Here is a 16,467-nt window from a genome sequence, read left to right on the forward strand (position 1 = left end):
CGTTACGATGCGCGTACTTTTAGCAGAGGATGACAAACGGCTGGGCAAGCTGACGAAATACATGCTGGAGCAGAATGATATCCAGGTCGAGTGGGTGACCAATGGCAGCGATATCTATGAATATGCCATGTATACGGACTATGACATTTTGGTGCTGGATTGGATGATGCCGGGCGAAACGGGCGTGGATGCCTGCAGCCGCTTGCGCCGCGAGGGCTATGAGAAAGCTATCCTGATGCTGACGGCGCGCGATTCGGTCGAGGATCGGGTGACGGGGCTGGATGCCGGGGCGGATGATTATCTCGTGAAGCCGTTCGAGTTTGCGGAGCTTCTGGCCCGCCTGCGCGCGTTGGGGCGCCGCAGCACGCAGAAGATCCAGCAGGATGTCGTCGAGGTCGGTGATTTCACGTTGAACCGCACGGCGAAGGTCCTCAAGAAAAAGGACGATGTCATCCAGCTGTCGCCGCGTGAGTTCCAGATCTTCGATCTGCTGGCGCAGAATATCGGTATCGTCGTGCCGCGTGACATCATCCTCGACCGCATCTGGGGTCTGGAGTCGGATGTCAGCTCGAACAACATCGATTCGTATATGAAGATTTTGCGCAAGAAGCTCGATCTGGGCGACGGTGATACGATCATCAAGACCGTCCGCGGGGTCGGCTATAAGCTGGAGGCCCATAAATAATGGCAGAGAACCTTTTCGGGCAAAGCCGCCGCAAGCTGACGATGCTTTATTCGCTGGTCATGATCATCTTCTTGGCGGTGCTGATCTTTGCGATGCATCAGTCGATGGAGTGGTCCATCCGCTCTGAGCAGGCGCGGGAGCTCTGGGATACCGCAGACAACGTGTCCGAGGCACAGCGCTATCTGAACCAGCATCCGGAGCTGGTCATCGATGATACGGTGGCCTATAAGAGCACGAATGACCGCTTGTTCTTCTATGTCTTCGACAGCGATGGCCGGCTGCTGAATTTTGCCCGGGCTTCGTTCCGCATCGAGCCTTTCATCCTCGATGTCATGAACCAGTGGAATGGGGCGGAGGGCGAAGTCACTGTCGTGACCAAGCCGCGGGAGAACGGCCATAAGACCAAAATCATGATGACGATGCAGAAGATCCGCGAGCCGGGCATGGCACCGCAGGTGGTCTATGTCGGCAAGGATGTCACGGCGCTCTACAATGGTATGGAGAAGGCCACGTCCATCATGGCAGCTTTAGGTCTGCTGGCCCTTATCATCGCCACCATTGTCGGTCACCTGCTTTCGGGCAAGGCCATGGTACCGCTCAAGTCGGCCTATGAGAAGCAGCGACAGTTCGCAGCGGATGCCAGCCATGAGCTGCGAACGCCGCTGGCCGTCGTCATGGCTTCGGCCGATCTCCTGCAGAATGATCCGTCCATCAAGTCGCCGTTTCTCAAGCAGGTCATCGAAGATGTGCGTGACGAAGTCAAGAAGATGACGAAGCTCGTCAGCGACCTGCTGGTGGTCGCGCGCAGTGACAACAAGGCATTGAAGCTCAAGCCGTCGAAATTCGATCTCGGTGCCGTGGCAGCGCAGACGGCGCGTCTCATGCAGCCGCTGGCAGAGCAGAAAAAAATCACGCTGGTGGCCGACTGCTTGCCTAAGGCGATCATCCATGCCGATGAGCAGAAGATCCGCCAGCTCGTGCTGATCCTCGTGGACAATGCGGTCAAGTATACCCCCGAGGGCGGCAAGGTGACGGTGGAGTTCCGCAAGGCGGAGAAGGGCAAGGTCTGCCTGGCTGTATCGGATACAGGTATCGGCATCTCGCCGGAGGATCAGGAGAAAGTCTTTGACCGGTTCTACCGCGTCGATAAGGCCCGCTCGCGTGAGATGGGCGGCAATGGCTTGGGGCTGGCCATCGCACAGGAAATCGTCGAGCTGCACAAGGGCACGATCCAGATCGAAAGTGAGCTTGGCAAGGGGACGACCTTCCTGGTCACGCTTAAGATGAAGACAAAGGCTGTCGGCAAGAGCACACCGGTACCGACTGCATAAGAAAAAATTGTAAAGTTGATATTTTTAGCAGGAGATATATGAGCAAGGGGCGAATACTCCCTATATATGAGCAAGTTTTCATCACGGAGGTGTTTTCATGAAACATGCAAGTTTTGATGAACGCCTTGATGGAATCCTTGTCCGGGCAGCCATCCGCCTTCAAGAAAGGATGCGGCTGGCCTATTTCCGGGGAAACCTGACATCTTATCTGAACCGCATTGGTTTGGGCAAGTTCATGGATGCTTCTACGTTGGAGCGTGGGAGCCTTCTCGAACTGCAAGACCAAGCGGCTGTGCAGCTCGCCGGTCAGATACGCAAAGCTCGTGCGAAGGGCTATCTGAAGGACCTGCTGGAAAAGCTCAATATGCTGGAGCTCCTCCACGACGATAAGCATATTCGCACGGTTTCTCTCGGCCAGGAACGAAAGCAGGAGCAGAAAAAGGCCTGCCTGAAAATGGTAGAGGGCGAAAACAAGCGCTCGGCCATGACGGAGGACGAGAAGAGGGAACTCCTAAAGACCTTCAAGGTAATCAAGTGATGCAGGGCATGAAAAAGCCGCGCCGTATTCGTACGGACGCGGCTTTTTCGTATATCTGCTCATAGAGTCTGGATGCTCTGCGTGATGGCTTGGAGCTGCTCGGCAGTCGGGACATTGGCGATGCGGATCTTGTCGAGGATGATCTCGATGCCGGCGGCTTTGAGTTCTTCCTCGACCTGCATGATGCTCTGCCCGCCCCAGCCGTAGGAGCCGAAGGCGAATCCCTGATGACGCTTCGGGGAAAGTCCCTTGAGATAGCAGAGGAAGCTGGCAATCGTCGGCAGCATCTGATTGTTGATGGTCGGTGAGCCGACGGCAAGGTATTTGGCCGTCATGATATCGGTCATGATATCGGAGAGGTGATTCTCCTTGATGTCGTAGTAGGCGCAGGGGATGCCGCGCTGCTCGAAGGCCTCAGCAATCGTGCGGGCGATGGTCTCCGTCGAGTGCCACATGCTGTCGAAGACGACGACGGCGCGCTCCTCGACGGCACAAGCGGCCCATTTCTGATAGCAGGCGAGGATATCGTCGATGTGGGAGCGCCAGATGATGCCGTGTCCTGTGGCGATCATGTTGATCTTGAGCCCGTTGAGTGCTTGGAAGGCTGCTTGAGCCTGGCGGCCGTAGAGCATCAGGATGTTGGCGTAGTATTTCTTGGCTTCCCAGAGCACGGTCGGCAGATCGTTTTCGTCGTCGAAGCGCTGGGAGGAGGCGAGGTGCTCGCCAAAGGCATCGTTGGAGAACAGGATCTTCTCCTCGGGGCAGTAGGTGACCATGCTGTCCGGCCAATGAAGCATCGGTGTCGGAACGAACTGCAAGGTGCGGCTGCCGATATTGATGGTGTCGTTGGCGTTGACGCCCTCATAGGGGAGATCGCCGTAGCGGGCGGTGAGTCCCTTCAGCCCATTGGGCAGGCTCGTGATGATCTTGGCGTTGGGACAATGCTCCATCATGAACGGGATGGCCCCGGAGTGATCGGGCTCGACATGGCTGGAGATGATGTAGTCGATCCGGGCGGGATCGATGACGGAGGAGATACGCGCGAGCAGCTCGGCGGCAAAGGTTTCTTTGACCGTATCGATGAGCGTGATCTTCTCGTCGAGGATCAGATATGCGTTATAGGTGGTGCCGCGTCCCGTCTGGTAGCCATGGAAACTGCGCATGGACCAGTCGATGGCGCCGACCCAGTAGATGTCTTTACGGATTTCAACTGCTTGCATGACGTAGGCCTCGCTTTCAAGTCGTATTTTTATAGGAAAGTATTCTGCAATATGGCAGGGATTCCCTGCCGGCAGGCAAAAATAACCTTCCCTTTTTATCCTGGGAGGTGCTACAATATGAGCAATAAAGCGATAAACGATAGACAGAGAATCTGAATGGAGAGCAATCATATGCGTCATAATTTCCGTTACAATTTCCAACAGCTGAGCCGCAGGCAGCAGCTGGCTGCCATGCTGGCGGTGCTGGTGTTTCTGGCTGCGGCCTTGTATTTCTATTTCGGCAATGCGCGCAACACGGAGAAGAAAGTGCGGCATGGCAATCCGCTGGTCAAGGTGGAGCAAGTCACACGCCGGGATATGATGCGCCATATCGTCCTGTCCGGGCAGACGGTTGCTGATGCGAATGTCGCGTTAGCGCCGAAGTATACCGGCCGTGTGGCGGAAGTCTGCGTAAATCTTGGCGATGAAGTCAAGGCGGGGCAGGTGCTCATGGTGCAGGATACGGGCGATCTCGATATATCCATCAACCAGAATGCGGCAGCGGCGCGGGCGGCGGCTGCCGATGCCCGCGAGGCTGCGGTGACTTACGATGCGAACTACATCAAGGCCAAGAATGCCTATGAGCTTGAAAAGGGCAAATACGAGCGCAACCGCTATCTCTTCTCGATTGGTGCGATCTCGCAGAATACGCTCGATTCGATCGAGCAGGAGTATATGGCCAGCAAGGCGGCCTTCGAGGTGCTGGCCAATCAGGTTGAGGGCGGCGATGCAGCCAGCGTCCAGTCCAAGCAGTATACGGCCGAGAAGCAGCGCTATGCGACCGATGCGCTGCGCCGCCAGCGCGAAGATATGCTCCTGCGGGCACCCCGCGATGGCGTCATCGGCTATCGCAATGTCGAGGCTGGCGCCATCGTGACGGCGGGCACCAAGGTGCTCTCGCTGGTCGACAACAGCCATCTGAATGTCGACTGCGCTTTGTCGGAAAGCGATGCGGCGATACTGAAGCCCGGCATGGAGGTCAAGGTGACCATCGATGCCCTGGGGGCAGATTATGCAGGCCGCATCGTCTATGTGAGCCCGGCGATGGATGAGAGTGCCAAGACCTATCAGGTGCGCATCGAGCTCGACACGGCGAGTGACGAGATCAAGGCGGGCTTGTTTGCCCATACGGCCATCGATATCCTGCAGCGGCGGGATACGCTGTTCGTGCCCAAGGGGGCAGTGCTCTCGCGCAACGGCCGCCAGACGCTGTTCGTGCTCAGGGATGATGGCACGGTCGAGGAGCGCGAGGTGAAGATCGGCCTGATGAATGACGAGACTGAGGAGATCCTCGACGGCCTGGCCGATGGCGATGTCGTGGTGGTATCCAATCAGGATAAATTGCAGACCGGCACCAAGGTGGATGTGGACGATAACGTGGAGGGATGACAATGAATCTGACGCGTTTTTCCATCAATCGTCCGGTGGGCATCTCGATGATTGTCCTGTTCTTTGTGGTGCTCGGCATGTACAGCTACTACCGCATTGGCGTGGAGCTCTTGCCGGCCCTCAATACGCCCTTTGTCACGGTCACGGTCAAATATCCGGGGGCGAGCGCGGACTCCGTGGAGCAGGAAATCGTCAAACCCGTCGAGGATGCCCTGTCCTCCGTTTCCAACGTCAAGAAGATCACTTCGACGGCCAGCTATGAGCGCGCACGCATCATGCTGGAGCTCGATTTTGGGGCGGATGCCGATACGGCGGCCATCGATGCGACCAAGAAGGTCGAGGCGATCAAGAACCGGCTGCCCGATGAAGCGGACTCGCCGGTGGTCATCAAGCGTGATATCAATGCCAAGCCAATCGTCGAATTGGCGGTCATCAGCCAGCATAGCCTGGCCGACACCTATTCGATGACGGACAACGTCTTCCAGGAGACCCTGCAGCAGGCCGGCGGCGTATCGGAAATCGAGCTGCACGGCGGGCGCGACAAGGAGGTAGCCATCGAGGTCGACCGCGATAAGATGGCGGCCTATAAGCTGACGCTGGCGAAGATCTCGTCGGCCATCAAGAACGAGAACCAACTGCTGCCCTCCGGCTCGGTCTATACGGAGACGACGAAGTCCGATGTCCGTGTGGTGGCGCAGTATAAGACGGCTAAGGACATTGAGCAGGTGCAGGTGCAGAATGCCAATGGCAGGATGATACCGCTGACGGCCGTGGCGACGGTGCGCGAGCAGGATGCACGCCGCGCGCGCTATGGCCGGCTGAACGGCGAGGACTCCATCAATGTGCTGATCTATAAGAACAGCGATGCCAACGTGGTCGAAACGGCGGGCAATATCCTGAAGGCCGTCGAACGGCTGCGCAAGAACTATCCCGACTATCAGTTCGTCGTCGTCTCGAATGATGCGGACTATGTGCAGGACTCGCTGCATAACACGCTCGGCACGCTGGTCGAAGGCCTGATCACGACGGGACTGGTCTTGTTCCTGTTCCTGCGCGGCTGGCGGTCAACGGCGGCAGTCATGATTGCGATACCGACGTCGCTGGTCGCGACGTTCTTCGTCATGTATCTGGCGGGCTTCACCTTTAATATGATGTCGCTCATGGGCATGACGCTCTGCGTCGGTATCCTCGTCGACGATTCGATCGTCGTGCTCGAGAATATCACGCGCCACCTGCGGATGGGCGAGGAACCGAAGCTGGCGGCGGAGAATGGCCGTAACGAGATCGGTATGGCTGCAATCGCCATCACGCTCTGCGATGCGGCGGTCTTCATGCCGATTGCCTTCATGGAGGGCATGACCGGCCAGTATTTCCGGCAGTTCGGCCTGACCATCGTGTTTGCGGGCTTCTTTTCGCTGTTTGTCTCGTTCACCTTGACGCCGATGCTGGCCTCGCGCTTCTTCCGCGGCGGCTACCATCCCGATAAGAGGATGCTCTGGGCAGTCATGGATAATCTGGAGGAGCGGGCAGTTGACTGCTATGGGCGGCTGCTCGGCTGGAGCCTTGGCCACCAGAAGAAGCTGCTGGTGACGATCCTGGCGGTGTTTGCGGGCGTCATCGCTATGGTGCCGTTGGGGATCGTGGGCATGGAGTATATGCCACAGACGGATGAATCGAGCTTCACCATCAATATCCAGGGGCAGGTCGGCGCCTCGGCGGAGACGACCAACCGCATCGCGGGGCAGCTGGAGGAGAAACTCGAAACGATCCCTGAGGTCAAATACTATATGACCCATGCGGGGGGCTCGACGGCCTATGAGGGCCGCATCAAGGTACAGCTGGTGCCGCGCCAGGACCGCTCGCGCACGGTCTGGGAGGTAGCCAATGAGGTGCGCGATTTTGCCGCGGGCATAAACGATGCGGAGATCCGCGTGGCGGAGACCCAGAGCAATGTCGCAGGCATCTCGGGCGGCGGTGGTGCCCGCAATGGCGGCGGCGCGCTGCAGATCGAGCTGCGCGGCAACAACAATGAGGAGCTCAGTGCCGCAGCTGAGCGCGTCATGGATATCCTCAAGCATGATGTCAAAGGGCTGACCGATGTCAACAGCTCCTATACGGAGGGTATGCCCGAGCTGCAATTGACGGTTGACCGGCAGAAGCTGAAGACGTATGGCACGACGCTGGCTGATGTCGATACGGCATTTGCTTCGGCGATCTCGGGCCTTTCGGCAGGGGAGCTCAAGAACGACAGCCACAACAATGGCCTCGATACGAGTATCAAGGTGCGCTTCAAGGGGGCGGATGGCTATAAGCCTTCGGATGTCGCCCATGTGCCGATCCTGTCGGGGGGCAAGCTCATCTATCTCGGCGATGTGGCCGAGATAAAGAACGGCCGTGGCCCGGTGACTATCCGCCGCGTCGACAAGCAGCGTGCGATCGCCATCGGTGCGAACGTCAGCGGCCGGCCTATCGGCGACGTGATGAAGGATGCGCGGGAGGCACTGGCGAAGGCGAAGCTGGGCGACTCGGTCAACTACCAGTTCAAGGGGCAGGCGACGCGCATGAACGACACGTTTGCGGACCTGCTGAGTGCCTTGTTCCTGGCTCTGGTGCTCATCTATATGCTGCTGGCGGTGCTCTACGAGTCGGTGGTCACGCCGTTCATCCGCATGTTCTCGCTGCCGCTGGGCCTTATCGGCTCAATCCTGCTGCTGTTCATCACGCATAACACGCTGAATCTCTACTCGATGATCGGCATCCTCGTCATGGATGGCATCGTCGCCAAGAATGGTACCCTGCTGATCGACTATGCGTTGACGCTGATGGATAGGGGGCGCACGGCGCTGGAGGCCATTGTGGAGGCCGGCAAGGTGCGCCTGAAGCCAATCTTCATGACGACGCTGACGATGATGGTGGGCATGCTGCCGACGGCCCTGGCGATGACGGCAGGCAGTGAGACGCGCGTTTCGATGGCTTGGGTCATCATCGGCGGCCTTCTGACCTCGACTGTTTTTACGCTGCTGGTCATCCCAATCATCTTCCTGTTTTTCTATCAGCGGAAAAAATCTGCGTAAAATTTTACTTTTTTTTCAAAAAGGGGTTGCATTATCCTTTTTAACGCGTTATAATAGTCTACGTTGTCGGGATGTGGCACAGTTTGGTAGCGCGCTTCGTTCGGGACGAAGAGGCCGCAGGTTCGAATCCTGTCATCCCGACCATTATCATGACAATGCAAAAGACCAGCCGTATGGCTGGTCTTTTTTTGCACAAAACTATTTGAATACGTCTTTGACATTCTTATCGCCGATAAAGCGGATGAACATATCCGGGGCGATGATCTCATCGTCGAGCTGGATCAGCGCTTTGTGCAAACGGATGGAGACGAAGCGGCCGTTATGCTCATGCTCGATTTCATCTGCGAATTCCTCCTCGTAGTGCTCCTTGAAGGTTTCCGCTGTGCTCTTGCTTGAGGTCACGTTGAGGATGCTGGTATAGACGTTTTCCTGCCCCTTGCCATACTCGAGCTTGAGGATAACATAGATTGCCATGTTCTTGATCATCGGACGCCACACTCCTTGCTTTATCCCAGTTTATCTATCGGTCTATCCTGCTAGGTATTTATTCGACGCGTGAGAGGGATTTCCTGCTGGCGGATTGCAACTTTACAAAAAACAAATTCATTTTTGTCCGCTCATGTGCTATAATACAACAGTATGTTTATTCGGAGAATACAATTCAGGTGGTTAGGAGTGTTCCGATGGGAATCTTTCGTACGAAAAGCATCGCAGAGTATCAGAGCGATGCGTCAAAATCGCATTTGAAGCGGGCGCTGGGCTCGCTGGATGTTACCTTGCTCGGCATCGGTGTCATCGTCGGCACGGGCATCTTCGTGCTGACGGGGGTCGCGGCTGCCCAGTATGCAGGGCCGGCCTTGATGCTCTCGTTCTTGATAGCGAGCATCGCCTGCGGTTTTGTCAGCATGGCCTATTCGGAGCTGGCCGCTATGATTCCGGTCGCGGGCAGTGCCTATGCCTATGCCTATACATCGGTGGGCGAATTCTGGGCCTGGCTGGTTGGCTGGAATCTGGTGCTGGAATATTCCGTAGGGGCGAGTGCAGTCGCAGGCGGCTGGTCGGCCTATGTGGTTGGCCTGCTGAAGTCAGCGGGCATCGTCCTGCCGGCTGAGTACACGATGGTTCCTGCGGACGGCGGCCTCGTGAACCTGCCTGCTGTGCTGATTACAGGCTTCCTGACCTTCCTGCTCGTGCGCGGCGTGCGCGAGAGTGTCACGGTCAACAAGATCCTCGTCGGCGTCAAGTTGCTGGCGATCTTCCTGTTCCTGTTCCTGGCGGCCCCGACGGTGGACCCGGCGAACTGGGAGCCGTTCATGCCCTTTGGCTTTGCCGGTGTCTCGGCTGGTGCGGCGGTCATCATCTTTGCCTATCTCGGCGTTGACTCGATCGCGACAGCAGCAGAGGAGACGAAGAATCCGGCCCACGATATGCCGACGGGGATTATCGCTTCCTTATTGATCTGTACGTTACTGTATATCGCAGTGACGGCTGTCATGACCGGCAACGTCTCCTACACGCAGCTTGACAATGCTGAACCGGTGGCTTTCGTCCTGCGTGAGCTTGGTTATCGCTTTGGCTCGGCTGTCGTCGGCACGGGAGCCATCGCGGGCCTCACGACGGTGCTGCTCGTCATGATGTATGCGCAGACGCGCGCATTCTATGCGATGAGCCGCGACGGCCTGATTCCGCAGGGCGTCTGCAAGATCCATCCGAAATATGCGACGCCGCATCGCATCACGGTCATCGTCGGCTTTGCCGTCATGCTGATCAGCGGCTTTACGCCGATCAATGTCGTCGCCGAGATGTGCAGCGTCGGTACCTTGTTTGCATTCATCGTCTCCTCAATCGGCGTCATGGTCATGCGCCGGAAGTATCCGGATATCAACCGGCCCTTCCGCTGCCCGGCCATCTACGTCATGGGCACCCTCTCGATCGCCAGCTGCGCCTATATCATGTACAACCTGTCGGCCATGACCTGGGAGAGGTTCTGGCTCTGGAGTGCCGTCGGCCTTCTGATCTACTTCGCCTACGGCTATCGCCACAGCAAAGAAAATATGTAAATGAAAGCCTTCCCCTAAGGGGAAGGTGGCAGACGAAGTCTGACGGATGAGGTGTATATCTCGTCCGTCTTTTTATATGTAAACATGTAACATTATATTTACAATTGTTCGTCTACGGTATATAATGATAGCTACGCGGGATATACGCAAAATTTATCGAGCTATTTATATTGGTAACATAGATTACTGAAGCGATAGCGGTTTTGCGCTATCCTATTTATGTACTCTGGTATTTTATCAAAGAGGGGAGCAAACAAATAACATGAGCAAACAGATGAAAACCATGGACGGCAACCAAGCTGCCGCCTATATCTCTTATGCTTTTACGGATGTTGCGGCAATCTATCCGATCACGCCGTCTTCTCCGATGGCTGAGCATGTGGACGAGGATGCAGCCAAAGGCAAGAAAAACCTTTTCGGCCAGACCGTCCGCGTCATCGAGCTGCAGTCTGAGGCTGGTGCGGCAGGTGCCGTGCATGGCTCGCTGCAGGCTGGTGCTCTGACGACTACGTATACGGCATCCCAGGGCTTCCTGCTGATGATTCCGAACCTTTATAAAGTTGCTGGTGAGCTGCTGCCGGGCGTATTCCATGTATCGGCGCGTGCACTGGCTGCTAACTCGCTGAACATCTTCGGCGATCACCAGGATGTCATGGCTGCCCGCCAGACGGGCTGCGCTATGCTGGCTGAGGCCAGCGTCCAGGAGGTCATGGATCTTTCTGCCGTTGCGCATCTCGTTGCCATCAAGGGCCGCGTGCCGTTCATCAACTTCTTCGACGGCTTCCGCACGTCCCATGAGATCCAGAAGATCGAGGTAGTCGACTATGATGATCTCAGCAAGATCCTCGACTGGGATGCAGTCAAGGAGTTCCGCCGCCGCGCACTGAACCCGGATCATCCGGTCATCCGCGGTACGGCCACGAACCCGGACGTATACTTCCAGAGCCGCGAGGCTTCGAACGAATACTACAACGCACTGCCGGACCTCGTTGAAGAGGCTATGGCTGACATGGCCAAGATCACGGGCCGCGAGCATCACCTGTTCGACTACTATGGTGCCGAGGATGCTGACCGCATCATCATCGCTATGGGCTCCGTCTGCCAGGCAGTCGAAGAGACGGTGGACTACCTGAACAAGAACGGCGAGAAGGTCGGTCTTATGAACGTCCATCTCTATCGTCCGTTCTCTCTCAAGCACTTCTTCCAGTTCATGCCGAAGACGGTCAAGAAGGTAGCTGTCCTCGACCATACGAAGGAGCCGGGTTCCCTGGGCGAGCCGCTCTATCTTGATGTCAAGGCAGCCTTCTACAACTCTGACCTGAATCCGGTCATCGTCGGTGGCCGTTTCGGTCTCGGCGGCAAGGACACGACGCCGGATCAGATCTTTGCCGTATTCGAGGAACTCAAGAAAGACGCACCGAAGGACGGCTTCACCATCGGTATCGAGGATGATGTCACGAACACGAGCCTCGCACCGGTCATGAGCGACGTCGACCTGACGCCGGCTGGCACGACGGCCTGCAAGTTCTGGGGCCTCGGCTCTGACGGTACGGTCGGTGCCAACAAGAGCGCCATCAAGATCATTGGCGACAAGACGGACATGTATGCACAGGCTTACTTTGCCTATGACTCCAAGAAGTCCGGCGGTATCACCATGAGCCATTTGCGCTTCGGTAAGCAGCCGATCAACAGCCCGTACCTCATCAACAAGGCAGACTTCATCTCCTGCTCGCAGCAGTCCTATGTCTACAAATACGATTTGCTCGCAGGCCTCAAGAAGGGTGGCAAGTTCCTGCTCAACACGGTCTGGTCGGATGAAGAGCTCACGAAACATCTGCCGGCCTATATGAAGCGCTTCATCGCCAAGAACAACATCGAGTTCTACACGGTCAACGCTGTGGATATCGCTAAAGGCCTTGGCCTCGGCGGCCGCTTCAACATGGTCATGCAGTCTGCCTTCTTCAAGATCGCGAACATCATTCCTATCGATACGGCTGTCGGCTACCTCAAGGATGCCGTGGTCAAATCCTACGGCAAGAAGGGCCAGAACATCGTTGATATGAACAACGGTGCCATCGATAAGGGCATCGAGGCGCTGCATCGCGTAGATGTGCCGGCTGACTGGGCAAATGCCGAGGATGAGGCAATCGAGAAGATGGATGCGCCGGCATTCATCACGGAAATCCAGGAAGTCATGAACCGTCAGGAAGGCGACAAGCTGCCGGTATCCAAATTCGCAGGCGAAATGGCAGACGGCACGTTCCCGCTGGGCGGCACGGCCTATGAGAAACGCGGCACGGCAATCAGCGTCCCGGTATGGGATGCGGAAAAATGCATTGGCTGCAACAAGTGCTCCTATGTCTGCCCGCATGCTACGATCCGTCCGGTACTGACGACGGAAGAAGAGCTCGCAGCAGCTCCGGAAGGATTCCCGTCCAAGAAGACGAAAGCCATCAAGGATTACAATTTCACGGTGGCAGTATCCACGATGGACTGCCTCGGCTGCGGCAACTGCGCACAGGTCTGCCCGGTCAAGGCCCTCGATATGAAGCCGCTTGACGATGAGCTCAAGGCACAGCAGGTATACTTCGACTATGGTGTCGATGCGAAGAAAGTAGCACCGAAGAAGAACCCGATGAAGAAAGAAACGGTTCTTGGCTCGCAGTTTGAGCAGCCGCTGTTCGAGTTCTCCGGTGCCTGCGCTGGCTGCGGTGAGACGCCGTATGCAAAACTTCTGACGCAGCTCTTCGGCGACCGCATGATGGTAGCGAACGCTACGGGCTGCTCCTCTATCTGGGGCGGCAGTGCACCGGCTATGCCGTACACGAAGAACCACAAGGGACATGGCCCGGCTTGGGCGAACTCCCTGTTCGAGGATAATGCAGAGTTCGGTCTCGGCATGTTCCTCGGTACGAAATCCGTCCGTGACAGCCTGGCAGCCGATGCCAAGGCAGCCGTTGAGGCTGGCAAAGGCAGTGCGGAGCTGCAGGCCGCTCTGACCGACTGGGTCGAGAACCTTAACAACGGCAACGGTACGCGTGAGCGCGCCGATAAACTCACGGCACTCCTCGAGGCCGAGAAGGGCAGCGATGAACTGCTGAACAAGCTCTACGAGAACAAAGACTACTTCGTCAAACGTTCCCAGTGGATCTTCGGCGGCGACGGTTGGGCTTACGATATTGGCTACGGCGGCGTCGACCATGTCCTCGCCTCGGGCGAAGATGTCAACGTATTCGTATTCGATACCGAGGTCTACTCCAACACGGGCGGCCAGGCATCGAAAGCTACGCCGGCAGCAGCTATCGCTCAGTTCGCAGCAGCTGGTAAGAAGACGAAGAAAAAGGATCTCGGCATGATGGCCAAGACCTATGGTTATGTCTATGTGGCACAGGTCGCTATGGGTGCTGACCAGAACCAGCTCCTCAAGGCAATCACGGAGGCTGAGGCATATCCAGGCCCGTCCCTCATCATTGCCTATGCACCGTGCATCAACCACGGCATCCGCAAGGGCATGGGCTGCAGCCAGCTCGAGGCAAAACTCGCTGTCGAGTGCGGCTATTGGGCTAACTACCGTTACAACCCGCAGCTTATCGGCACGGATAAGAATCCGTTCAGCCTCGACTCCAAAGAGCCGGACTTCGACAAGTTCCAGGAATTCCTCATGGGCGAGAACCGCTACATCAACCTCAAGCGTTCGTTCCCAGAGGCAGCCGAAGCACTCTTCGAGAAGACGCAGAACGATGCCAAGGCACGCTACGAAGGCTACAAAGCTCTCGCTGGCAAATAATATCCTATAAATAACGCGAGGACATTCTCAGATAAGATGAGAATGTCCTCTTTTTTTTATTTGTATGGTTGCTTTTTGCACCCAAACGTTTATGTACTCCTAGTGAGAGGTGTTTTTTACCAGTCAATAGGAGGAATGAACAATGAAAAACTATGCGTACATCCGTGTATCGAGCCTTGATCAGAACGAGGCACGCCAGCTCCGTGTCATGGAGGAGTTGAAAATCCCTGCGGGCAACATCTACATCGACAAGCAGTCCGGCAAGGACTTCCATCGGCAGAACTACCAAAAACTTATAAAGAAATTGAAAGCTGGCGACCTGCTCTATATCCTGAGTATCGACCGCCTGGGGCGCAATTACAAGGAAATCCAGAACCAATGGCGCTATCTGACCGAAGAGAAGGGCATTGATATCTGTGTCGTCGATATGCCGCTCTTAGATACGCGCCAATACAAAGACCTGCTGGGCACCTTTATCTCCGACCTCGTCCTGCAGGTGCTTTCCTTCGTTGCCGAATCCGAGCGCGACAACATCCGCAAGCGCCAAGCCCAAGGCATCGCCGCTGCCAAAGCCAAAGGCGTCCGCTTCGGCCGCCCCGAGGTCAGCGTCCCCAGAAACTTCCCTGCTCTCGTCAATAAATGGCGCAGCAACAAAATAACTTGCGAAGAGATTTTGCAAGTTTGCAAAATAAGTAAAGCAACTTTCTATAGAAAAGTTCGCGAAATGGAAGCAATTTAAGAAATTTCTTAACAAATAATGCAACGATTTAACAAATATCTTGATTTTGTTAAATTGTTGCGTTAGTATTTAAGTTGAAAGGAGGAGAAAGTGAAATGATAACTGAAGAACTTATTGAATTAACGAATTGGATTTTAGATAAAAAGACCGAACGACAAGATTTGGAAATAAAAGCGGCACATGGGGGCTGTCCAAAAAGACTTTATGATACCTTGTCCAGCTTTTCGAATCAGGACGGAGGGGGAGTCCTTTTTTTTGGTATTGACGAAAAAGAAGGTTTCAAACTGACTGGTGTATATGATTTGCAGGATTTACAAAAGAAAGTCGTGGAGCAGTGTAATCAGATGGTACCGCCTGTTCGAGCGGTTTTTACCGTGGCAGAGGTTGATGGCGTGGATGTTTGCTCGGCGGAAATACCGGGATTAGAGCTATCTGAACGGCCGTGTTACTACAAGGGAGCAGGGCGGTTGAAGGGGGCTTATACCCGAGTCGGTGATGCGGATATGGTGATGACAGAATACGAACTCTATAGCTATGAAGCATTCCGTAAACATCTGCATGACGATGAGCGTCCCATAGACCGTGCTATGCTTGAGGATTTGGATGCTGGTATACTTGGCTCGTATATGCAGGCGAAAAAAGCAGAACGTCCGGGATTCGCGCAGCTATCAGAGAACCGCGCCTATGAGTTGATGGATGTCGTGCGAAATGGTAAGCCAACCTTGGCCGCTGTCATGAACATGGGGATATATCCACAGGGATTTATGCCACAGCTTTGCATCACGGCAGTGGTGGTTCCAGGAAATGATATCGGGGATACTGATGAACAGGATATCCGTTTCCTTGATAACAAGCGAATTGAAGGAACACTTTCGGAGCAAGTGGCAGAGGCAATAGCCTTTTGTAAGCGGAATATGAAGACAAGAACCATCATAGATAAGCAGACGGGGATGCGCAAGGACATTGACGAATATCCTATTGCTGCAATCCGCGAAGCGATATTGAATGCCGTCGTGCATCGCGATTATAGTATCTATACTGAGGGGACACCGGTGCAATTGGTTCTTTACCGCGACCGGATGGAGATTCATAGTCCTGGTAACTTGTATGGACGTATGACTGTGGATCAGCTGGGGGTGGCAAGACCGAATTTACGTAATCCTGCATTGGCGACAATGGCAGAGTCTTTGACTCGCGCTGAAAATCGCTACTCGGGCATCCCAACAATGCGTCGGGAGATGAAGCAACATGGTTTGCCAGAGCCAGTCTTTGAGAATCGGCGGAACGAATTTGTGGTAACGTTCTTCAATTCGCAAGTATCGGAGAAAAGTGGAGAGCCTGTAGATATTGAGCCGTGCTATGATGCGGCGTCGCTACTGGAATTCTGTCGGACACCGCGTACTAGGGCAGAAATCAAAGAATTTATGAATCTCGGAACATTTTCGTATATATATAATCGTTACATTGTTCAACTGGTTGAGTCGGGACAAATGAAACTTACATTGCCAGACAAGCCGCGCAGCGTAAAGCAGCGGTATCAAACAGTGCAGTAAAACTAAATAGCCAAAGTGAAAAAAGCCATCTGTGCAAGGTGTTGACCTTGTG

The 16,467-nt window shown here is 55.3% G+C and carries 11 protein-coding genes and 1 tRNA gene; 10 read left to right on the forward strand and 2 right to left on the reverse strand.

Translation table 11 applies throughout. The annotated features are described in order from the left end of the window. Window positions 1-7 precede the first annotated feature (7 nt). The 3 genes from FZ041_RS11925 (at window position 8) to FZ041_RS11935 (ending at window position 2,554) form a co-directional block, all read left to right on the forward strand. Window positions 8-685 (forward strand): response regulator transcription factor, encoded by a 678-nt coding sequence (locus FZ041_RS11925; RefSeq protein WP_075428839.1) that lies wholly within the window; start codon window positions 8-10, stop codon window positions 683-685. Beyond that, window positions 685-2,016, forward strand: coding sequence for a sensor histidine kinase (locus FZ041_RS11930; protein WP_075445555.1), 1,332 nt, complete (start codon window positions 685-687; stop codon window positions 2,014-2,016). The genes FZ041_RS11925 and FZ041_RS11930 overlap by 1 nt, the downstream gene beginning before the upstream one ends. A 97-nt stretch (window positions 2,017-2,113) precedes the next feature. Further along, a complete protein-coding gene (locus tag FZ041_RS11935) occupies window positions 2,114-2,554 on the forward strand; it encodes a hypothetical protein (protein WP_149189724.1) in 441 nt (146 codons plus the stop codon). Between the two features lie 59 nt (window positions 2,555-2,613). Here the strand turns inward: FZ041_RS11935 and FZ041_RS11940 are convergent, their stop codons facing one another. Continuing rightward, window positions 2,614-3,774: an FprA family A-type flavoprotein gene (locus FZ041_RS11940; protein ID WP_149189725.1), complete on the reverse strand. Its 1,161-nt coding sequence runs from the start codon at window positions 3,772-3,774 to the stop codon at window positions 2,614-2,616. Window positions 3,775-3,945: 171 nt separating this feature from the next. Here FZ041_RS11940 and FZ041_RS11945 point away from each other — a divergent pair, with 171 nt between their 5' ends. The 3 genes from FZ041_RS11945 to FZ041_RS11955 all read left to right on the forward strand — a co-directional run bounded on the left by FZ041_RS11945 (window position 3,946) and on the right by FZ041_RS11955 (window position 8,420). After that, window positions 3,946-5,202, forward strand: coding sequence for an efflux RND transporter periplasmic adaptor subunit (locus FZ041_RS11945; protein ID WP_149189726.1), 1,257 nt, complete (start codon window positions 3,946-3,948; stop codon window positions 5,200-5,202). A 2-nt stretch (window positions 5,203-5,204) separates the two neighbouring features. Next, entirely contained in the window at window positions 5,205-8,276 is a 3,072-nt protein-coding gene (locus FZ041_RS11950; RefSeq protein WP_149189727.1) for an efflux RND transporter permease subunit, read from the forward strand. Between the two features lie 67 nt (window positions 8,277-8,343). Then, a tRNA-Pro gene (locus FZ041_RS11955) sits at window positions 8,344-8,420 on the forward strand. Window positions 8,421-8,474: 54 nt separating this feature from the next. On the opposite strand, the gene FZ041_RS11960 is transcribed toward FZ041_RS11955, so the two are convergent. After that, entirely contained in the window at window positions 8,475-8,762 is a 288-nt protein-coding gene (locus tag FZ041_RS11960; protein ID WP_075428833.1) for a hypothetical protein, read from the reverse strand. 197 nt (window positions 8,763-8,959) lie between these two features. Between FZ041_RS11960 and FZ041_RS11965 the strand changes: the two genes are divergently transcribed. From FZ041_RS11965 to FZ041_RS11980, 4 genes are all read left to right on the forward strand, one after another. Beyond that, entirely contained in the window at window positions 8,960-10,336 is a 1,377-nt protein-coding gene (locus FZ041_RS11965; protein ID WP_149189728.1) for an amino acid permease, read from the forward strand. 262 nt (window positions 10,337-10,598) lie between these two features. After that, the gene (nifJ, locus tag FZ041_RS11970; protein ID WP_149189729.1) at window positions 10,599-14,123 is read left to right on the forward strand and encodes a pyruvate:ferredoxin (flavodoxin) oxidoreductase; all 3,525 of its coding nucleotides are present in this window, start codon (window positions 10,599-10,601) and stop codon (window positions 14,121-14,123) included. 142 nt (window positions 14,124-14,265) lie between these two features. Beyond that, complete coding sequence (locus FZ041_RS11975) at window positions 14,266-14,862, forward strand: recombinase family protein (protein ID WP_149189730.1); 597 nt, start codon at window positions 14,266-14,268, stop codon at window positions 14,860-14,862. 95 nt (window positions 14,863-14,957) lie between these two features. Beyond that, window positions 14,958-16,415 (forward strand): ATP-binding protein, encoded by a 1,458-nt coding sequence (locus tag FZ041_RS11980; RefSeq protein WP_149189731.1) that lies wholly within the window; start codon window positions 14,958-14,960, stop codon window positions 16,413-16,415. Window positions 16,416-16,467: the final 52 nt, after the last annotated feature.

Source organism: Pseudoselenomonas caprae, from assembly GCF_008271345.1.
Classification (GTDB): domain Bacteria; phylum Bacillota; class Negativicutes; order Selenomonadales; family Selenomonadaceae; genus Selenomonas_A; species Selenomonas_A caprae.